Raw genomic sequence first — 19,224 nt, forward strand, 5'->3', positions numbered from 1 at the left:
CTCAGGCGTACGCGTAGGACTGGAAGTTGCCCTGCTTGGCCTGGCTGTTCTTCTCCTCGTACGTGCGGATGAGGTAGCCCATCAGCATCAGCGAGGACGTGTTCTCCAGCACCCGGGACGGATCCTTGGAGATGAGGTTCGCGCTGTAGTTCAGGAAGAACTGCGCCAGCTCCTCGCCCGCTTCCTTCACGATGAGGGCGTTGAGCGCACTCGGTTCCATGGTGCGGATGGTGTTGATGAAATCGACCGCCAGGTCCTTCTTCGTCTTCATGTCCACGGTCCTGCCCCCTTTTTCCGCCCATGCCCCGTGCCGGAAATGGCCCCGGGCCCCCGCCCCAATCCACGAACCGGGTGCGACCGGGTGAACCTATGCATGCCGGTGCACCTGCAAACCCCCACCCCGTGGCGCCCCCCCGCTCCCTCGCGGATCACGACTTTTGGACCGCAGCATTTTTGACACCCCGAAACGGCGTGTGCGATAACCCCCGGTCAAGCCTTTTCTCACCACCCACAAGGAGTGGCAGGCGATGTTCACGGGCGTGAAGGTCTTCTCCGCGACGAAGGCCAAGGAGCGGGAAGAGTTGGGTGAGAACGTCACCCGCTGGATCAAGAGCAACGCGGACCTGGAGATCGTGGACCGGGTCGTGTGTCAGTCCTCCGACAACGAGTTCCACTGCTACACGCTGGTGCTCTTCTACAAGCACGCGAAGCCGCCGGCCTGACCGCCGCGGCAAGCCCCTGGACTCCTCCCGGCCCGTCCTCTTCCGGCCACGCGCCTTCCGGTGCGTGCGGGGAGGCCGGGCCTTTCTGTTTCCGTATGTTATGGTCCGCGCCGTGGCGCGCTTCGGGGACGACAGCGGGGAGGAGGACCGGCAGCTACGCACGGACGCCCTGCCGGCGATGCGCTCGGCGCGGGTGCGGGTGCGGCTGTTGGTGCTGTCCGGCCCGGACGCGGGCCAGAGCTACCCGCTGACGCCCGGGCGCTACCGGGTGGGCGCGGACGCCAGCTCCGACGTGATCATCGCGGACCGGGCGGTGTCCCGCAGCCACCTGCTGCTGGACGTGCGCGAGGACGGCATCCAGGCGGTGGACGTGGGCTCGCGCAACGGCTCGTTCTGCGAGGGCATGCGCTTCACCACCCTGGAGGTGCGCCCCGGCGCGGTGCTCACGCTGGGCACCACGGAGCTGAAGCTCGTGCCGGAGGCAGAGAAGGCGCACGCCCTGCCCCTGTCCAACCGCGAACGCTTCGGCAACCTGGTGGGCCAGAGCCGCCGGATGCGGGAGGTCTTCACGCTGCTGGAGCGCGTGGCCCAGGGCGAATCCGACGTGCTCATCCAGGGCGAGACGGGCACCGGCAAGGAGCTGTGCGCGGAAGGACTGCACCTGCACGGCGGGCGCTCCAAGGGGCCCTTCGTCATCGTGGACCTGGCGGGCGTGGCGCCGCAGTTGTTGGAGTCAGAGCTGTTCGGCCACGTGAAGGGCGCCTTCACCGGCGCGCAGGCGGACCGGGCGGGCGCCTTCGAGCGCGCGCACGGCGGCACCCTCTTCCTGGATGAAGTCGGGGAGCTGCCCCTGGAGGTCCAGCCCCGGCTGCTGCGCGCGCTGGAGCGCCGGCAGGTGAAGCGCGTGGGCGCCAACGACTACCGCTCGGTGAACGTGCGGGTGGTGGCGGCCACGCACCAGGACCTGGAGGGCGCGGTGAAGGCGGGCCGCTTCCGCGGCGACCTGTTCCACCGGCTCGCGGTGCTGCGCGCGACGCTGCCGCCCCTGCGCGAGCGGCCAGAGGACATCCCGCTGCTCATCGACACCGTGCTGGAGCGGATGGGCAAGCCGCCCAGTGCCCTGTCGGACCAGACGCGCGCCCTGCTCGCCCAGTACCCGTGGCCGGGCAACGTGCGCGAATTGCGCAACGTGGTGGACCGGGTGGTGAGCCTGGGCGAGTCCGCGCTGCCGGAGCTCCCGGACACGCCGCGCCCGCGCCCTGCCCTGTCGCCGGACCTGGACCCGGAGGACACGCTGTCGCTGGCGCTGGAGCTGCCCTTCAAGGAAGCGAAGGAGCGCCTCATCGAAGGCTTCGAGCGCGACTACCTGCGCACGCTGCTCGAGCGATGCGGCGGCAACGTCTCCAAGGCGTCGCGCGAGGCGGGCATCGACCGCGTCTACCTGCGTAAGCTCCTGCGAAAGCACGGGCTGGTGTCCGGCCCGGACTGACGGCGCTCCCCTGCCCCCACTCGCGGTCGCGGTCCTCGTGGCCCGGGCGACACTGGGGTGGGCCTCCCTGTCGGGGGTGGTTGTCGGATCGGGTTTCCGCCCCATCTTGGGAGCACCAACGCTCGCGAGGTGGGTGCCATGCGCCAGGGATGGGGGAGGTGGCTGTTCGCTGGGGGGCTCGTGCTGGGCGTCAGCGCGTGCCAGTCGCGGGACGGGGCCGTCGCGGAGAGCGGCATGGTGCCTCCGCTCGCGGTGTTCTCGTCCCGCGCGGAGGTCCCCACGGAGGAAGGCACCGGCGGGAGCGGCAGCGCGGGCTCGGTGGTGGCCGAGGCCGTGCCGGACTTCTACGGCACGGTGACGCTGTCGGGCGCGCGGGGCTTCACGGTGCGCGACGACGACGGCGTGGAGCGGCCGTTCGTGGTGGCGCCGTCCACGCGAATCCTGCGCGACGGCAAGCGCGTGGCCCGCGCCCAACTGCGCCCGGGCGTGCTGGTGCACACGACCTACGGTGAGCGGCTGGGGTCGTGGGTGGCCACCGACGTGGAGATCTACTCCGGCACGCCGTCGCGCGATTTGACGGCGGTGGCGCCGGTGAAGCGCTGACGGACGGGCGCTGGCGTCAGTAGACGGCGAGCGCCTGCGGCAGGTGGTAGCTGACGATGGTGAGCACGGGGATCTTGGGGCCCTCGTCCTCGTCGTCGGTGGTCATGCCGGAGGTGACGCGCAGGCCGTCGAAGCGCGCGAGGATGACGTAGTCGCGGCGGGTCTCCAGGAAGGGATCCGGCGCGGCCAGCCGGCCCAGGGCCTCGCGGCCGGTCTCCTCGGAGAGGTTGTCGTAGGTGCGCTCGGAGGCGGACTGGGTGGTGCTCTCGCGGGTGAAGATGGAGCCGCCCACGCGGCCCTCGCCGGTGAGCGCCGTGCGTCCGCCCAGGTCGCCGGAGGACTCCATGACAGTGTCCGTGTTGTAGGCGACGCCGACCTCGCGGCGGGAGGCCACGGACTGGAGCCCCTGCTCCACCAGCCACAGCGTGGGGCGCTCCCCTTCCGAGCGCTGGTCGGCCACCTGCGCGCGCAGGAGCACGTAGCGGCCGCGGTAGGTGTCCGGCTGGGCGACGGCGGACGCGAGCGAGAAGATGGGCACCTTGCGCGCGTGGAGCAGGCGCAGCTCGCCTTCCACGCTGCCGCCGCGCTGGGCCACCACGCGGGCGATGAGGTTGGCGGCATCCGGCCGCACGCGCAGGTCCTCCGCCCACGCGCTGCCCAGCACCGCGCCCAGCTGGGTGAAGCCGGGGCCCTCCGCGCAAATCTTCAGGGCGAGCCACGCGTCGTCGCGAGAGGTCGCCTGAAGCCTGCGGGCGGCGGTCTCGCACGCGGCGGGCGTGGAGTAGCGGGCCAGGAACGCACGGGCGTCATGCGGCGACGGAGGCGGTTCCTCCGAGGCGACGGAGTTCCGGGGCGCGGGAGGCGGCGTCCGTGGCGGAGGCGAGTCCGTGAGGGCGCGGTCCTCCAGCGCGACGTGGGAGTGCGAGGCACCGCAGCCGGTGGCGAGCGCACCCAGGAGGGTCAGCATCGGAAGACGGGGCATGGCGCGAGGCTCCTTGAAGTGCGACTGCTCGGTGGGCGCGCTACAGCGAGGCGGAGTCGGTGTGCTGCTGGCCCGCGCGCGACGGCGCCTGGCGAGGAATGGACGCGGACGAGGGCAGCATCATCGAGCACGCGTCGCGGCAGCGCTCGTCCATGCACGCGAGCGTGGTGGGCCCGGCCTGTTGCCGCGACACGGCGGCGTAGCAGCTCTCCCCGTTGCCGGGGCACTGGCTGCGCGCGGCGCACTCACAGCAGGTGGAGGCCACGGAGGCCATCAACTGCACGTCCTGGAGCACGGAGGACAGCGCGCGGTAGCAGGCGCGGGCCGCGGGGGCGAAGCGGCCCTTCGCATCCACCACCGGCGTATTGCCTTCGACGCCGCAGCGGCCCACGACGTCCGCGTACTTGCGCTCGCAGACGGCGACGAGCTTCGGGTCGGGCACGCCGTCCCGCGCGTTGCTCACGGCCTCCGAACAGAGGGCGCGCGATGCGTCCTTCAGCAGCTTGATGTTGGCGGACTCCACGTCCGCGTTCGCGCCCTTGGAAGGCGGAATCTCCGCCTCGAACACGCACTCCTTCCCCGCGCGCAGCGTGTCGATGGTGCACGACCACGCGGTGGGAGACGCGTCCACGAGCGGGGGGGCCCCCAGCGCTTCGGGAGGCAGGGACGACGGCGCGGGGCCGGACGGCGCGGCGCCGAGGAAGAGCAGGGATAGGAGCATCGCCTTCATGGGGTCAGCAGCGTAGGCCTTCGGGCCCCGCTACTCAAACCGCTCCGCCGGGCGGATGTTCGTCCACCAGCATGTCCGTGGGTCCAGGTGGACCGGTCTCCAGCATCCCCGGAAGCGCCTTTGTCCGGCCAATGACGATGGGCGGCTCGATGAGCCGGGGCGGTGTCGCCCGCGTGTCCGCCGGGTCCGGCACCCACACCGGCTCCTCCGGAGAACGTCCGCGCGTCCACCGCCGAGGCACCCGCCGGAAACCCACCGGGTACACCGTGAGCTGACCGTCCGCGTCGAAGTGGAGCCGCAGGAAGTTCTTCCAGTCCGGAATCGACAGCGACGAGAACGCCTCGTTGGGGTGACAGGAGAACACGTTGAGCGACAGCAGCAGGTACACGCCCACCACCAGCGGCCCCACCAGCGCCCCGCCGCCCAACAGCAGCAGCCCGCTGAGGAGGTCCCGCCGCAGGCTCCACTGAAGCTCCGCCGCCAGCGGCGCGGCGACGGCGGACACGCCCCAGGTGAGCAGCAGCGCCACCCCCATGTGCGCCAGTCCATGCATCACGCCAGCGGCCTTCTTCCAGCGCGGTCCCCGCCGGCCGTCCGCGAACCCCACCGCGCCCAGCACCACGCCGGCCCCCAGCACCATGGAGCCCGTGCTCTGCAACGCCGCGTTGATGAGCTCCCGGAACGAAGGGGCGCCCACCGCCCCCGCGTTGAGGTTCGCGGCCACGCCCCAGCCCAGCATCGTGTAGACGACCCCCATGAACAGGCCGAACCACGGGTTGAGCGCGGTGAACGCCAGGTTGCGCCAGGCGAGCCACTGGGACGTCTCCCGCGGCGGATAGCTCGCCTTCTGCACGAAACCGCCTGGACTCTGATCCACCCTGGGCAGGTGCGTGGGATGCAGGAACGCCCCTCCCCCACCCGCGATGATCTTCTGCCGCCCGTCCGCGTTCTCGTGCCGGCGGTAGTGGTGCAGGTCCCCCGCCAGGAAGACGCTCACCTTCTTGCCCAGCACCTTCTGCTCCAGGAAGTCGATGTTGTGGTCCAGGAAGCCGCGCCCCGCGTGAGGCATCACCTGCTGCTTCACCCACGCCGGCTCCGCGTTGCAGAGGATGACGCGGTCCGTGGCGCGCATCTGCCCGGCCACCTTCTGGAAGAACTCCACCTGCGGCGCGTCCAGGTCGGACTCCAGTTGGAAGTCCGTGCCCAGGAGCCACCAGCCGTGCGGCAGCCTCAGCGCGAAGTAGCTGCGCTGCTGTTGCGTGCGCCAGCCATTGGAGCGCCGGCCCTGGCAGAACAGGCGCGTGAAGGACACCAGCCCGTCATACCAATCATGGTTGCCAGGCACCGCGAACAGGTGCGGCCGGTGGCGCCGCTGGTTCAGCGCGTCCTCGTACGGCACCACCGTGCGCGCCTGGTACTCGTCCACGCTCGCGGTCGGATAGACCTCGTCTCCGCCGAACACGAGCACGTCGCCGCCCCGCGTGACATGCGTCCTGCCGTCCTCGTCCGTGAGCGCCAGCTCCGGCGCCATCACGGTGGACGCCACCGCGTAGGTGGAGTCCCAGCCGTCGCCCAGGTCCGCCACGTAGTCCAGCCACAGCTCGTCGCGCGGATGGCCGGTGTCGTCCACCGAGTAGTCGAACGACAGCGGCTGCGGCCGGGACACGGCATCCAGCAGCCGCCGGTCCGCCTGCTTTCCAAACGTCCCGGACAGCAGCGCCTTCATGCCCGACTTCGCGAGCACGGCCGGGTCGTACCACGACACCATCTTCCGGCCCGGAGGTGTCTGGGGCTCGGGCTCGACGCGCTGGCCCGGGAGGCGGCTCACATCGGAGGCACGGACGGCCATGGCCCCTCCTCCCTCACCTGCCACGCACGTCCCCGGGTGCCCCTGCGGTACGAATCGATGAGCGCATCCGCGAACCGGTCCGCGAGCGCCGCGATGGTGAGGCTCGGATTGGGCCCGACGGGGCCCGGCATCATCGAGCCATCCGCCACGTACAGCCCCGGGTGGCCAAAGGCTTCACCCATCGCGTCCACCACGCCCTCGTCCGGCCCGTGGCCCATGGGACAGCCGCCCAGCGGGTGCACGGTGATGACGCGGCTCAAGTAGCTGAGCGGGTTCTGCACCAGCTTCCCCTCCAGCGTCCGGGCGATGTCCGCCATCGACTGGCGCACGTCATTGAAGTACTCGCGCGAGGCGCTCATCCGCCAGTCGATGGCCAGCATCCCGTCGTCCGTCAGCCGCATGTGGCCGTTGGGGAGGTCGCGCCCCATGCCCAGCAGCGGCAACGACGTCGCGGAGCCCAGGCAGTCCCCGAGCAGCTCGGCGATCTCCTCGCTCACGTCGGAGTCGTGCGTGCGCCCCGTCCACCCGCGAATCAGGCGCCACGCCAGCTTGAGGCCGCGCTCCATCAACGGCACCTGGTGCGCGCCCTCGTAGAGCCAGTTGACGAACTCCGGGTAGCCCGCGTCCTCGATGTAGTAGCCCCGGCCGGTGCCGCCCTCCTCCCGGCTCCGGAAGTGCAGCGCGCTGGTGATGACCGGCCCGTGCCCTCCTTCCAGGATGCGCGGCAGCTGCTTGCCGGTGCTCGAATCGTGGCACTGGCGCATGAAGCCCAGCAGGTCTCCGTTGCCGCAGAAGCGCGTGCCCAACCGTCCGCTCAGCCCGGGGAAGTTCCGCTGGTTCTTCAAGAGCAGGAACGGGGTGCCGAACGTGCCCGCCGCCAGCACCAGCCGATCCGCCGTCACGGTGCTGCGCGGCAGCAGGGACTGGGGACCTTCGCGAGGCACGTCCTCCGGCGTGTCCGTGTGGTCCAGGTACCGCACCACATAGCCGCCGCCTTCCGCGGGCCACAGCTCCGTCACCTCCGCGCGCGTGCGCAGCTCCGCCCCCGCGCGCTTCGCCGCGGACAGGTACGTGTAATCGAGCGTGTTCTTGCTGCCCGTGTTGCAGCCGACGTCACACTCGCCGCAGAGGTGACAGGTGGTGCGCGTGCGGCCATGGAGGTTGGGATGCTCCTCGCGGATGGGCTCGCCCGGGACGGGCGCCTCGCCGGGGTTGCCGAACGTCACGGCCAGCGGCGGAAGTTGCCAGTCGCCCGCGCGGCCCAGGCGCTCGGCCGCGAGCTTCATGGCCAGCGTCTTCGCGGTGGAGTTGTACGGCGGATGCTCCAGCGGATAGCGCTGCACGTGCATCATCCGCTCCACGGCGTCGTAGTGCGTCTCCAGGTCCGCGCGGGTGACGGGCCAGTCCTCGTAGCCACCGTCATGCAGGTCCTCGTGGATGAAGGTCTTCTCGTCCTTGCGCAAGAGCACGTTCGCGTAGATGAGCGACCCGCCGCCCAGCCCGGCGGACACCACGCCGCCCAGGCCCTGGAAGGACCAGAGGTTGAACAAGCCGTGCAGGCCCTTGCTCGGGTCCCAGAAGTTGCGGCGCATGTCGTGCGGGCTGCGCGCGAAGGAGCCCGGGGGATACGCCTTGCCCCGCTCCAGCACGCACACCCGCAGGCCGGCCTCCGCCAGGCGCCACGCCATCACCGAACCACCGAAGCCCGAGCCCACGATGACGACGTCGAAGTGCTCATCCCTCGTGGCCATGCGGGGCCTCCTCTTCGCGCTCGCGCACCGGCGCCTCCGGGGCGTAGAGGTCCCAGAGCGCGCCCAGGAACAGGTGGCCGAAGCGGGCCATCATCTCCGCGCCCTCCACGCCCCCGCGTGACGAGCGCATGCTGGACACCAGGTGGAGCAGCTCGCGCATGCCCAGCACCAGGACGCCCGCGCCCACCACCGGGCCGCGCGCGTCCAGGCCCGCGTGCAGGTAGCTGTAGAGCCGCGTGGTGTCGCGCCAGAGGTCCGGGCCCGGGTCGTCACGCAGCGTCTTCGTGCCGTCCAGGTAGTAGTCCTGGCCGTTCGCCTGGAAGCGCAGGCCGTAGGTCATGATCTTCGTGCGGGGATCATCCGTGGCGCGGAAGAGGTTGAAGCTCCCCTCGCGCACGGGCAGGTCCATGCCCAGCGGCTTGTATTGCACGTGCGCCACCAGCCGGGCCGTGTGGTCCGGATCGCGGATGAACGCCTCCATGTCGTCGATGGTGATGGTGCAGTGCATGGTGAAGGGCGTGGAGCGCCCGTCGTGGGCGCCGGCCTCGGGGTCGGTGGTGCCCATCGCGAGCGGACCGGACATGGTCTCGCGGAAGCTCAGGTCATAGGCGGGTTCGGTCATCTGGGTGATCTCCGGGGTGAGGGGCAGGCCCTGGCCGTCCGCTGTCGCCAGGTAGCGGCAGGCGTCCGAGTAGCCCTGGTCGATGAGGGTCTCGGCCGTGATGTGGCCCGCGTAGAAGTCCGGGTCCAGGGGCAGCGGGTGCTCGGGTTTGATGAGGTGCACGGTGACGGGCCGCGAATGTCCCGGCACGTGCTCGCCCGCGAGGATGCGCGCGTTCATTTCGCGCACCTGCTTCAGCTGGGCGAAGAGCGCGCCGTTCGCGCTCAGTTCAATCATGTGGACGTACTGGCGGAAGAAGCCGTTGGCGTACCGGGGCGTGTTGCCGATGCACCAGACGATCCACACCTCGTCCGCGCCCCGGCGCACGGCCTCCAGCACGTTGGCGTCCTGGATCCACACCGAGTCCAGGTACAGGTGGCTGTCCTTCGCCACCGGGGGCATGAAGAGCGGCAGGGAAATGCCGGCCACCAGCAGGTCGCGGTCCACCTCCGTGTGCGGGATGGCCTCGTTCGTCTTCCGGGTGAAGTCGCACACGTTGAAGGTGCCGGAGCGCTCGCGGTTCGCGCGGATGGCGTCCACGTCCACGCCCAGGTTCGGGAAGACGCGCTGGACGATGCCGTCCGCGTCCCCCAGCGAGCCGAGCTTCCAGGGCCGCGCGTATTCATCCAGCGGCATCAGCGACACGAAGTCCTTCACGTCCAGCGTCCGCCACCGCTCGCACATCTCCGCGGGGGACTGGCCGGACAGCCACATCGCCAGGGTGATGATGCCGCCGGAGGTGCCGTCCGCGTGGGAGAAGGACAGCCGCGCGTCCGTCAGCGCGCGCAGCACGCCCGCCTGCCACGCGACGCGCATGCCACCGCCCGCGAGCACCAGCGAGCGCCGGGGCGCCTCCGCCGGGAAGGACGGGACGGCCGCGCCCTCCCCGAACGTGCGCACGGGCCGCCGCGGAGTCGGCACGCCGTTCCGGGTCGCCTCCGCGATCCGCAGCGCGCTGACGGAGGGGGTGGTGACCTCTGGAGCCGCTTCCTCCGTCTCTGGCCTGAGCACGGTGATGATCTGCTCGCGCTGGCGCAGCGACGCGTAGAACCCCAACACCAGCACGGCGGACAGCGCGTCGAACGCCGCCACCCCCAGCGCCAGGGGCGACAGCACGCCGCGCGCCACGCCCACCGCCACCATGCCGCAGGCGCCCACCTTCTGGAGGCCGGTCCACAGGAAGGCGGCGGGGTTCGCCCGGGGCTCGTGCAGGCCGTGCAGGAGCAGGCCGCCGAACAGCACCATGAACATGCCCACGATGCGGAAGAAGTGCGCGGGCGCGGCGGACGCATCCGCGTGCAACAGCCTCAGCTCCAGCCCCGGCATGAACATCTGCGCCGCGCCAGTGACGACGGTGATCCATCCGATGGCCGCGAGCGCCCAGCGCCAGGGCCTTCCGTTGACGCGGGCCTGGCGCTCCAACCATCGCGACGCGGCCGGGCTCATGCGTGGGCCTCCCGGCGCGGCGGCACGGACAGCCCCATGCGCCAGCGCTCCCCAGCGGGCTGCTCCGCGCGCAGCACCCGGTGCACGAAGTAGCCCAGCGTGAGCAGCCACTGCACCGTCCACAGCCCCACGCGGATGCGGTTCATCCGCATCCACGCGTCCAGCACCTCTCTCAGCCGTTCAGGCGACGTGATGCCCGCCGCCATCTCGTCGTTGTACGGGAAGATGTAGATGCGCGTGAGCAGCGTGGCCACCACCACCGCCACCCCCACGCCCACGGGGTACCAGCGCAGGGCCGTCTTGCGCTCGCGCCACGCCAGCACTCCGGCGGACAGCAGCATCACCGCCGTCATCCAGGTGAAGAACCGGGTGGCCGCCTGCACCTGCGGCACGAACTGCAGGTAGTAGTTGTCCACCGTGAGCCGGGGCGCGATGGGGAACGAGAAGAGGATCAGCGACCAGCCCGTGCCCAGGTACATGGACGTGCACAGGAACAGCAGGCACGCGTTCGCCAGATCCAGACGGCCGCCGCGCTTCATGGCCGCGCTTCCTCACGCGGGCGTGCTTCGGGCACCGGCGCCACGGCCTGGAGCGCCCTCGGCGGAGCGCCGTCCGCCTCCGGAGGCGGCATGGGCGTCTGGTCCTGCCCCAGGTCCACCACGCTCTCGAGCCCCTCCGGATAGGTGTCCGGAGGCAGCGTGGGCTGGGTGAGGAACCACGCCTCGCAGTGGTCATCCAGCACGCCGCTGGACGACGGGAAGAACCCGGTGAAGAAGGGGCTCGGGGAGATGCTCAGGTCCCGCAGCGCCTGCACGCGCGGATGGTCCCCCAGTTCCAGCGTCCCCCACGCGCGCTTCCCCAACCGGAAGCCGAAGCGGCCCCGGAAGTAGATGGTGGACTTCATCAGCATCCCCCGGAAGGCGCAGTAGTTCACCGCCGCCATCCGCAAGGGCAGCCACGCGAGCTTCGGCCGCTCGATGCGCACGCGCACCGCCTGCTGGCCGCCCTCCTCGTAGCGGCTGCTCACGGAGCCGCTCTCCACCTGGAAGTCCAGGCGGGCCAGGTGCTTGGGCATGCCCCAGATGCCCTTGCCGCCCTTCACGGAGATCTCCGTGTTCACCGGCAGGTCCACCACGTACTGCCCCACGCCGAAGCGCTTCTGGAACAGCAGGGGCAACAGCGGCGGCGCGGGCCTGCGTCCGTGCGTGCACGCGAGCGCGATGCTGAACTCGATGTACGCGCCGATGTCCGTCCGCTTGTAGTCGATGACGGAGACGAGCAGCACGCTCCGGTCGCGCGACACGCGCAGCGGGTGCAATTCGTTGCCGGGCAGCAGGGCCGCCGCGCGGCGGGCGTCCACGGTGAAGGCGGCCAGCATCGCCGGCGCCCCCTTCGAGTCCACCGGCAGCGCGTACGGGATGTCATCCACCCGCGAATAGCGGCCGTACTGGGTCTGGATGCGTCGAGGCAGGAACATGGCGTTGCCTTTCGTCAGTGGACCGTCGTGCGATCCAACTCGGAGAGGATGAGGGGGAAGACGTCCTGGGACGCGCGCTTGCCCATGAAGACGTCCAGGTGGCCGTAGCCCGGCAGGACGTGCAGCGCGTGCCGGCCCGGGTGGAAGTGCTCCAGATGTTCGAAGCTGCGGCGCTGGCTCTCCGCGAGGAAGCAGCGGTTCTCTTCGCCCGCGAAGAAGACGAAGCGCGCGTCCGTCTGGGGCTCGCGCACGCCCAGGTCCTCTGGCAGCGCGCGGAAGCCCTCCACGGGCACCAGGTGGCCGGCGCGCACGCACTGGTCCATCTGCTTGAAGAAGCTGAAGGGCACGGGGCCGAACTCGTGCTGGAGCCAGTCGTGCGTCTGGGCGTTGAGGTTCTCGTGGCGCCAGAGCACCGGGAAGCCCGTGCCGTAGGTGAAGCTCGTCCAGCGGCAGACCAGGTTGTCGCACTCGTGATGCGTGGCCTGCACCACGCGCGTCAGCATCCGGGCCGTGCGCGTGGGGCCGCCGTAGGCCCACTGCGGATCCAGGAAGGGCGTCAGGTGCGCGACCAGCGGCACGGCGTAGTGCAGCTTCACCTTCGCCGTCCCGGGCACCACCGGGTGCAGCGACACCGCGTTGGTGATGATGAGGTCCACCTCCGGAAGGAGCCCCGCCACCGCGGCCATGGTGAAGCTGGTGGAGCCCTGGCAGTGGATGATGGCCTTGAGCTTGTCCGCGCCCGTCTTCTCCCGCACGGTGCGGATGGCGGGCGGGTGGTCCAGGACGGCGGCCTGGTCCAGGGTCCACTCGCCCGGCTCCACGTCCATGCTGGCGCGCCAGTTCTCCAGCCACACGTCGTAGCCGTCTTCAATCAGCGCATCCACGACGGTCTGGCGCACCGGCGCGCGGAAGATGTTCCCGCGCACGCCGGCGCCGTGCACCAGCACCACCGGCCCCTTGTCCGCCTTCTCGACACCGCGCAGGTGAACCAGGTGCAGCGCGCGGCCGTCACCCGCGAGGAAGGGAACGATCTCCTCGGTGTAGCGCGGCTCATGGATTGTTTCCGCGGACATGACGGCATCCCCCACACCGCAAACGTTGGTCGGTGCGCGAGGGCCGACAACCGGCGTGCAACCCCACCCGGGACACCGCCCGCTGCGCCAGCCCGGGTCCGCGGCCGATGGCGCGGCGCCTCCCTGTCACGCCGCCCGCGTCATCTCTTGCGGGAGCCGCGCGCCGGGGGCTTCGTCTCGCGGCGCAGGAAGTCCACCAACGCGCGGACCGCCGCGGGCGTGTAGCGCTGCTTCGGGTAGTAGAGGTACCAGCCCGGGAACGGCGGCGAGAACTCCTCCAGCACCGGCACCAGCTTCCCCGCGTCGAGCAGGGGGCGGAGCCATTGCTCGGACCAGTAGGCGAACGCGATGCCCACGCCCTGGGCCGCGGCGGTCAGCGCCACGTCGCGATGCGAGACGATGAGCGGCCCCTCCACCGCGATGGAGACCCAGTGGCCATCCTTCTGGAACTCCCATGAATACAGCCGGGTGCTGCCGGGCTTGCGCCAGTTGATGCAGCGGTGCGCGTGCAGGTCCGCGGGCGTGCGAGGCCTGCCGTGGCGCGCGAGGTATTCCGGCGATGCCACCGCGAGCTGCCGGAGCGTGCCGCCCAGCGGCACGGCGATCATGTCCTTCTCCAGCAGCTCACCCAGCGTGATGCCGGCGTCGAAGCCCTTCGCCACGATGTCGGTGGCCGCGTCGTCGATGGACAGCTCCAGGACGATGTCCGGATACGCTTCGCGGAAGCGGCCCAGCAGCGGCTCCAGGAGCGACGCCGACGCGAGCCGGGGCAGGTGCAGGCGCACGGTGCCCGTTGGCGTGTCGCGCAGGTGGCGGACCGCCTCCACGGCCGCGTCCATCTCCTCCATCGCGGGCTTGAACCGCGCGAGCAGCCGCGTCCCCGCCTCCGTGAGGGACATGCTCCGCGTCGTGCGGTTCAAGAGCCGCACGCCCAGGCGCTCCTCCAGGGCGCGAAGGGTCTCGCTCAGCGTGGAAGGAGAGATGCGCAGCCGCGCCGCCGCCCGGGTGAAGTTGCCCTGCTCGGCGATGGTGACGAACGCCCGCAGGTCCGCGAATTCGCTTCCGCGCATTCTACCTCCGATTCCGAAGAGCCCATCCGGTTCATACCGCATGGTCCGATGAATGGCGGGGCGATAGGAGAGGCTCTCCACCCCACGCGAAAGGCGCGGCGAGATGAGCGGCACACGGCACAAGGTCTTCCTGATCACCGGCGTCAGTTCGGGCTTCGGCCAGGCGTTCTCGCGGGCAGCGCTGGACGCGGGCCACACCGTCATCGGGACGGTGCGAAGCGAGGAGGCCCGCGAGGCCTTCGCGCGCCAGCACCCCACCCTCGCCCACGGCGTCGTGCTGGACGTGACGGACTTCCAGGCGATTCCGTCGGTGGTCGCCCGGGCGCGAGAGGCCGTGGGCCCCGTCGACGTGCTGGTGAACAACGCGGGCTACGGCCACGAGGGCACCCTGGAGGAGTCCCCGCTGGAGGATCTGCGGCGGCAGTTCGACGTCAACGTCTTCGGCGCGGTCGCGATGATCAAGGCGGTGCTGCCGGAGATGCGCCAGCGCCGCTCGGGCCACATCGTCAACGTCACCTCGATGGGCGGCTTCATCACCCTGCCCGGCATCTCGTACTACTGCGGAAGCAAGTTCGCGCTCGAGGGCATCTCGGAGGCGCTGGCGCAGGAGGTGAAGGACTTCGGCGTCCGGGTCACAGCGATCGCGCCGGGCTCGTTCCGCACGGACTGGGCCGGCCGCTCCATGGTGCGCTCGGGCCGGAGCATCGCGGACTACGACGCCCTCTTCGACCCCATCCGCCAGGCGCGACAGCAGAAGAGTGGCCGCCAGGCCGGAGACCCGGCCCGGGCCGCGCGCATCCTGCTGGAGGTCGTGGAGGCGGAATCTCCGCCCGTGCACCTGCTGCTCGGCACGGACGCGCTGCGGCTGGTCCGGGCGAAGCTCGACCGTCTCTCCGAGGAGATCGCCGCATGGGAGGCCGTCACCCGCTCCACCGACTTCGACTGAGCGATGCTATGCGTGGGGCATGAGCACGGACTGGAGCGACTACGAGGGCGGCGCGACGCTCGGGGGCATGGGCAGCCAGGGCGGCACCATCGTGCGGGACGAGGGCTTCCGTGGCCTGTCGCGACTCACCTACGAAGCGGACGACTCGCGGTCCTTCCACGTTGTCTCCTGCGGCATCTCCGGCTGGCTGTCGCATCCGCGCTTCTTCGACAACGCGCCGGAAGCGCTCCACGCCTTCGAGGCCATGAAGCCCGCGCTGGAGGAGCTGGGCACGACGCTCCCCGAGGGCGGCCCGAAATCCACGGCGGACGGACGGGCGGCGGGTCCGCTGCTCGCCGCCTTCCGGGTGCGCTTTTCCTGAGCCGCGGTCCTTCCGCGCAAGGATTGCTTAAGGTTCTCTCGAAATAACCCGGTTCGCCGTCCGGTCAGCCCCGGGCGGTCCCGTGGGCGGCACTGCCGCCGCCCCTGGCTCCCGAGCTCCCGGAGGAACCCCGGATGAAGAGCGAATCCCCTCAGGACCTTTCCCCCAAGGTCATCACGCGCCGGAGCATCCTGCGCGGCATTGGCCTGTCGCTGGCCGCGGTTCCCGTGGCGAAGCTGTTGGTCGCCTGCGGTGGCGACGACACGACGGGCGGCGACACGAACACCGGCACCGACGCGGGCGTGGTGGATCCGGGCTTCTGGGCCACGGGCGGCACCGCGGCGATGACGGCCGCCGCCGCGTATCCGGATCCGTTCGCGTCCGGCCTGGGCACGGTGTGCAACCTCGCCTGCGAGGCCACGCTGGGGCCCTGCTACGCGACCACGGTGGACCGCAAGGACATCAGCGAGGGCCATGACGGCCTGCCGGTACGCCTGGCCTTCCTCGTCGTGGACGAGGCCTGCCAGCCCATTCCGAACGCCACGGTGGACATCTGGCACGCGGGCCCGGAGGGCCTGTACTCCGGCGAGGACGCGAGCGACTTCTGCACGTCCGGTGACGCCACGGCCCGAGCGGCGCGGTGGTTCCGAGGCGTGCAGACCACGGACGCCAACGGGCGCGTGGACTTCGATACGTGTTTCCCCGGCTGGTACAGCAGCCGCACCATCCACATCCACTTCACGGTGCGAGTGAACGGCCAGGAGTTCGTCACGTCGCAGCTCTTCTTCGACGACTCGACGAGCGACGACATCGTCAACCACCAGCCGCTCTACAACACGCGTGGCGAGCGCGACACGACCAACCAGAACGACACGGTGGTCTCCGGGGACGCGGTGGGCGACTATCTCTTCGCCACGCAGCGCATGCCGGACGGCGCGATGCTGGCGTCCAAGACGCTGGTCATCCGCTCGTCGTTGAACAATGCGTCCTGCGCCATGCCGGGTGGCAGCGGCGGCGGGGGTGGACCCGGCGGTCCCCCGCCAGGTGGCGACGGTGGCATGGGTCCCCCGCCGGGCTTCGACGGTGGCAGGTCGTGACTTAGTGTGTCCGACCGGAGGCATGACGCATGGGCGACCGCATCCTGCTGGTGGAGGATGACGACCCGCTCGGGTCCCAGATTGTCGGGCACCTGCGCGGCGCGGGCTTCGAGCCCGTGTGGTGGCGCGAGGGCCGGCTGCTGGTGTCCGGCGACCTGCCGGACGTGAGCCTCGTGGTGTTGGACCTGATGCTGCCGGGCACCTACGGCCTGGACATGCTCAAGGCGCTGAGGACCTTCTCGGAGGTGCCCGTGCTCATCCTGAGCGCGCGCAACGACACGCTGGACAAGGTCCGGGCGCTGAAGCTGGGCGCGGACGACTACATGACGAAGCCCTTCTGGCCGGAGGAACTGGTGGAGCGCGTGCGAGCGCGCCTGCGCCGGCCCACGCTGCAGAAGGAGCAGGCGGTGGTGGAGGTGGGCCCGCTGCGCATCGACCTGCAGGGGCACACGGTGCAGGTGCAGGGGCGGCCGGTGGAGCTCACGCGGGTGGAGTTCGGGCTGCTCGCGGCGCTGGCGCGCAGGCCGCGGGAGGCGGTGACGCGGCAGTGGCTGGTGGAGCACGTGTTGGATCCGGAGCGTGAGGGCACGGAGCGCACGCTGGACGTCCACGTGTCGCGGCTGCGGCGCAAGCTGGGGCCGGTGAAGTGCGTGGAGACGGTGTGGGGCGTGGGCTACCGGCTGGTGCCCGGGGAGGATGCGTGAAGCTGCGGCTGCGGCTGCGGCTGGCGCTCACGGCGGTGGCGGTGACGGTGCCCGCGGTGTTCGCCCTGGTGCAGGTGGAGCACTCGGTGCGCCGCCGCACGACGGACGAGGTCATCATCGCGTCCACGATGTCGCAGATGCAGTCCGGGGGCCGCGAGCGCTGCGAGGCCGCGCCCGAGACCTGGATGGTCCGCTCCCGCTCACCCCAGCGTCCACCCTGGGAGCGCGAATTCCTGCACGACGGCACCGTCGCGCCAAACGAGCCTGCGGGCACGAGGCCCGCGGTGGGAGGCCCCAGGCCCGGGGACGAAGGTCCGCCGCGCCGGGGGCCGCCGGGGCGGCGCCTGCCGCCGGTGAGCCTCTACCCGTTCGACGGGCGGTTCGTTTCGAAAAACCCGCAGGCCCCGGCGTTGGACGACGAGCTGCGCAAGGGCGTGCAGGACGACGGCGTGGGCGTGCGCCGCTACTCGAAGGCGGACGGCGCGCTGGTGCAGGACCTGCTGTTGCGCATGCCCTGGGACGGAGGCCCCTGCGAGTACGTGCTCGCGCGCCGGGTGGAGCCCGCGGAGTCGCCGGAGGTGGGACTGCCGCCGCTGTACGTCTGGGGAGTGCCCACGCTCATCCTCCTGTCCGCGATGGTGGTGGCGCTGGGGCCGGTGGTGCAGCGCCTGCGCCGGCTGACGGACGAGGTGCGAGCCTCCTCGGGCAGTGGCTACGAGCAGCCCGTGACGGTGAACGGCAGCGACGAGATCGCGGAGTTGGCCCGCGCCTTCCAGCAGGCGCGAGCGGAGATCCAGGCACGGATGGCGCATCAGCAGGCGCGCGAGCAGACGCTGCGGGACTTCCTGGCGAACACGACGCACGACGTGATGACGCCGCTCACGGTGTTGCAGGGACACCTGGCCGCGATGCAGCAGCGGATGCGCTCGGGTGAGCCATTGGACTCAGGCCTGATGCTGTCCGCGATGAGCGAGGCGCACTACATGGCCTCGCTGGTGCACAACCTGGGAGCGGCGGCGAGGCTGGAGGCGGGAGCACCTCAGGTGCAGCACGCGCCGGTGGACCTGAACGCGCTGGTGTCACGGGTGATGGGCCGGCACCAGCCCATCGCGAGGCCCCAGAGAATCGCCCTGGAGAGCGGAGTCCCGGCGACGCCCACCTGGGTCATGGGCGACGAGACGCTGCTGGAGCAGGCGGTGAGCAACGTGGTGCTCAACGGCATCCGGTACGGGCGCGAGGACGGCCACGTGGCGGTGGTGCTGGAGACGACGCGCCACCAGACCTTCCACCTGCGGGTCATCGACGACGGGCCGGGCATCTCCGAGGAGGAGCGTTCGAGGATCCTGGAGCGCCGCTTCCGAGGCAACGCGGCGCGGACACGCGAGCCACAAGGTCAGGGCCTGGGCCTGCACATCGTGCACAACGTGGTGGAGCTGCACGGCTGGAAGATGACCCTGGCGCCGTCGGAATACGGAGGCCTGGAGGTCGCCTTCACCGGTCCGCTGATGTCTCCGCCGGAGTGACAGGCGGCAGCCTCTCCACGAACCAGTGCTGCTTGTGGCGAGGCTCCTTGTTGTACTGCTCCGCCAGCCACTCCAGCCGTTCAGGCCGGCGTGCGCGCTCGATTTCGTAGCGCACGCCGTTCTCGTCCTGGCGCAGCAGGACCCATGGGTACGGCCCCGGGGCGCCAGACGGCAGTGGAGGCGCTACGCCGCGTGGCTCGACGAAATACCCCTGCTTGTGTCCGCGCGCCTCCAGGAGGTTCGCGAAGCAGCGTGCGGAGCGCTCACGCGAGAAGCTCTCCACCTCGAACGTGCTCCCATGCGTGTCGACCCGGCACACCACCCAGCCGCCATGGCCCGCGCGACGCTGCCGCTCCTCCGCGGAAGGCACCATTCGGAAGGGCGCTTCAACCGCGAAGGGCAGATGCGCGAGGGCGTGCTCGAACTCCGCCGACTCCTCGGCGATGACCCTGACGCTTCCGTCGTAGAGGTCCAGGCAGAGGAGGAACTCCAGGCCGCAGTGTGCCTCGAGCCACCACTCACGCTCCGGGCCCGGAGGGGCGCCGTACTTCCTGAGATACTCCTCCACGTCCGGCGCTTCGACGTTCGGAGCGCCCAGCGAGTCCAGGTCCGCCGGAGCAATCGTCGCGCTGCCCATCTCTCGCAGCCGGGCGAGGCTGGGAGTCGCGACCTGCTTCAAGGGTGGCAACCCGCGGTCGACTGAGCGCATGGGCGAGAACCTACCCAATCCCCACCGTGTC

Annotated in this window: 19 protein-coding genes; 8 read left to right on the plus strand and 11 right to left on the minus strand. The window is 70.8% G+C overall.

The annotated features are described in order from the left end of the window. Nucleotide 1 precedes the first annotated feature (1 nt). Complete coding sequence (locus JYJ93_RS23810) at nt 2-277, minus strand: hypothetical protein (RefSeq protein WP_043321624.1); 276 nt, start codon at nt 275-277, stop codon at nt 2-4. A 250-nt stretch (nt 278-527) separates the two neighbouring features. Between JYJ93_RS23810 and JYJ93_RS23815 the strand changes: the two genes are divergently transcribed. From JYJ93_RS23815 to JYJ93_RS23825, 3 genes are all read left to right on the plus strand, one after another. After that, on the plus strand, nt 528-722 hold the full coding sequence (locus JYJ93_RS23815; RefSeq protein WP_014397120.1) for a hypothetical protein: 195 nt from the start codon (nt 528-530) through the stop codon (nt 720-722). 100 nt (nt 723-822) lie between these two features. Continuing rightward, on the plus strand, nt 823-2,211 hold the full coding sequence (locus tag JYJ93_RS23820) for a sigma 54-interacting transcriptional regulator (RefSeq protein WP_206794926.1): 1,389 nt from the start codon (nt 823-825) through the stop codon (nt 2,209-2,211). A gap of 138 nt (nt 2,212-2,349) precedes the next feature. Beyond that, nucleotides 2,350-2,814: a hypothetical protein gene (locus JYJ93_RS23825; RefSeq protein WP_206794928.1), complete on the plus strand. Its 465-nt coding sequence runs from the start codon at nt 2,350-2,352 to the stop codon at nt 2,812-2,814. A gap of 16 nt (nt 2,815-2,830) precedes the next feature. Here JYJ93_RS23825 and JYJ93_RS23830 read toward each other — a convergent pair whose 3' ends face one another. From JYJ93_RS23830 to JYJ93_RS23870, 9 genes are all read right to left on the minus strand, one after another. After that, the gene (locus tag JYJ93_RS23830) at nt 2,831-3,796 is read right to left on the minus strand and encodes a hypothetical protein (protein ID WP_206794930.1); all 966 of its coding nucleotides are present in this window, start codon (nt 3,794-3,796) and stop codon (nt 2,831-2,833) included. Nucleotides 3,797-3,836: 40 nt separating this feature from the next. After that, entirely contained in the window at nt 3,837-4,526 is a 690-nt protein-coding gene (locus JYJ93_RS23835; protein WP_206794932.1) for a hypothetical protein, read from the minus strand. A 34-nt stretch (nt 4,527-4,560) separates the two neighbouring features. After that, nucleotides 4,561-6,375, minus strand: coding sequence for a metallophosphoesterase (locus JYJ93_RS23840; RefSeq protein WP_206794934.1), 1,815 nt, complete (start codon nt 6,373-6,375; stop codon nt 4,561-4,563). Further along, complete coding sequence (locus JYJ93_RS23845; protein ID WP_206794936.1) at nt 6,351-8,126, minus strand: GMC family oxidoreductase; 1,776 nt, start codon at nt 8,124-8,126, stop codon at nt 6,351-6,353. Before JYJ93_RS23845 ends, JYJ93_RS23840 begins: the two co-directional genes overlap by 25 nt. Beyond that, nucleotides 8,110-10,233 (minus strand): patatin-like phospholipase family protein, encoded by a 2,124-nt coding sequence (locus JYJ93_RS23850; RefSeq protein ID WP_206794938.1) that lies wholly within the window; start codon nt 10,231-10,233, stop codon nt 8,110-8,112. The genes JYJ93_RS23845 and JYJ93_RS23850 overlap by 17 nt, the downstream gene beginning before the upstream one ends. Further along, the gene (locus JYJ93_RS23855; protein ID WP_206794940.1) at nt 10,230-10,772 is read right to left on the minus strand and encodes a DUF1772 domain-containing protein; all 543 of its coding nucleotides are present in this window, start codon (nt 10,770-10,772) and stop codon (nt 10,230-10,232) included. Before JYJ93_RS23855 ends, JYJ93_RS23850 begins: the two co-directional genes overlap by 4 nt. After that, entirely contained in the window at nt 10,769-11,710 is a 942-nt protein-coding gene (locus JYJ93_RS23860) for an acetoacetate decarboxylase family protein (protein ID WP_206794943.1), read from the minus strand. The genes JYJ93_RS23855 and JYJ93_RS23860 overlap by 4 nt, the downstream gene beginning before the upstream one ends. Before the next feature lie 14 nt (nt 11,711-11,724). After that, nucleotides 11,725-12,783, minus strand: a complete 1,059-nt coding sequence (locus JYJ93_RS23865) for an alpha/beta fold hydrolase (RefSeq protein ID WP_206794944.1) — start codon at nt 12,781-12,783, stop codon at nt 11,725-11,727. A 140-nt stretch (nt 12,784-12,923) separates the two neighbouring features. Next, nucleotides 12,924-13,853, minus strand: a complete 930-nt coding sequence (locus JYJ93_RS23870; protein ID WP_206794946.1) for a LysR family transcriptional regulator — start codon at nt 13,851-13,853, stop codon at nt 12,924-12,926. 103 nt (nt 13,854-13,956) lie between these two features. On the opposite strand from JYJ93_RS23870, the gene JYJ93_RS23875 reads away from it, so the two are divergent. The 5 genes from JYJ93_RS23875 to JYJ93_RS23895 all read left to right on the plus strand — a co-directional run bounded on the left by JYJ93_RS23875 (nt 13,957) and on the right by JYJ93_RS23895 (nt 18,484). Further along, nucleotides 13,957-14,799, plus strand: a complete 843-nt coding sequence (locus JYJ93_RS23875; protein ID WP_206794948.1) for an oxidoreductase — start codon at nt 13,957-13,959, stop codon at nt 14,797-14,799. A 19-nt stretch (nt 14,800-14,818) separates the two neighbouring features. Next, nucleotides 14,819-15,160: a hypothetical protein gene (locus JYJ93_RS23880; RefSeq protein ID WP_206794950.1), complete on the plus strand. Its 342-nt coding sequence runs from the start codon at nt 14,819-14,821 to the stop codon at nt 15,158-15,160. Between the two features lie 134 nt (nt 15,161-15,294). Next, nucleotides 15,295-16,257: a protocatechuate 3,4-dioxygenase gene (locus tag JYJ93_RS23885; protein ID WP_206794952.1), complete on the plus strand. Its 963-nt coding sequence runs from the start codon at nt 15,295-15,297 to the stop codon at nt 16,255-16,257. A gap of 29 nt (nt 16,258-16,286) precedes the next feature. Beyond that, complete coding sequence (locus JYJ93_RS23890) at nt 16,287-16,961, plus strand: response regulator transcription factor (RefSeq protein WP_206794954.1); 675 nt, start codon at nt 16,287-16,289, stop codon at nt 16,959-16,961. Next, entirely contained in the window at nt 16,958-18,484 is a 1,527-nt protein-coding gene (locus JYJ93_RS23895) for a HAMP domain-containing sensor histidine kinase (protein ID WP_269012409.1), read from the plus strand. The genes JYJ93_RS23890 and JYJ93_RS23895 overlap by 4 nt, the downstream gene beginning before the upstream one ends. Here JYJ93_RS23895 and JYJ93_RS23900 read toward each other — a convergent pair. Then, the gene (locus JYJ93_RS23900) at nt 18,453-19,193 is read right to left on the minus strand and encodes a hypothetical protein (protein ID WP_206794956.1); all 741 of its coding nucleotides are present in this window, start codon (nt 19,191-19,193) and stop codon (nt 18,453-18,455) included. The two genes, JYJ93_RS23895 and JYJ93_RS23900, sit on opposite strands and share 32 nt — an antisense overlap. Nucleotides 19,194-19,224: the final 31 nt, after the last annotated feature.

The organism is Corallococcus sp. NCSPR001, from assembly GCF_017309135.1.
Classification (GTDB): domain Bacteria; phylum Myxococcota; class Myxococcia; order Myxococcales; family Myxococcaceae; genus Corallococcus.